Origin of the sequence: Scandinavium sp. UTDF21-P1B (assembly GCF_040750395.1) — a bacterium.
Classification (GTDB): domain Bacteria; phylum Pseudomonadota; class Gammaproteobacteria; order Enterobacterales; family Enterobacteriaceae; genus Scandinavium.
This window is the reverse complement of the sequence record NZ_JBFLVD010000048.1, coordinates 1-359: the sequence shown is the minus strand read 5'-3', so window position 1 is coordinate 359 and position 359 is coordinate 1. Positions and strand designations below refer to the sequence as shown.

1 pseudogene is annotated in these 359 nt (G+C 49.3%); it reads left to right on the top strand.

Going from position 1 to position 359, the window contains the following annotated elements:
- Positions 1–349, top strand: a pseudogene (locus AB1287_RS22515) (IS4 family transposase); the annotation flags it as partial.
- Positions 350–359: the final 10 nt, after the last annotated feature.

Below are 359 nucleotides of genomic sequence, written 5' to 3'. Positions count from 1 at the left end.
TCGCTGGACGTTACGCAGCAAGCTGCCAGAACTGGTGCGACAGGAGTTATGGGGTGTGCTGCTGACTTACAACCTGGTGAGATACCAGATGGTAAGGATGGCGTTCGAACTGAAAGGCGATTATCTGCCTTATCAGCTGAGCTTTAGTGGCTCAATAAGTGAAATAACCCGGATGCTGATAACGTTGCCATGGGCTTCACCGGGTAAGATGCCGGGTGAGTTGAGAACGTTGTATGAGAAAGCAAAATGGCTGGTATTACCGGGAAGAAGAGAGCGAAGTTACCCTCGGGAGTTAAGAGTAAAGTCCCGGAAATACCCGGTGAGAAAAACTGCTGATCACCTTAAGTGACCAGCATTAG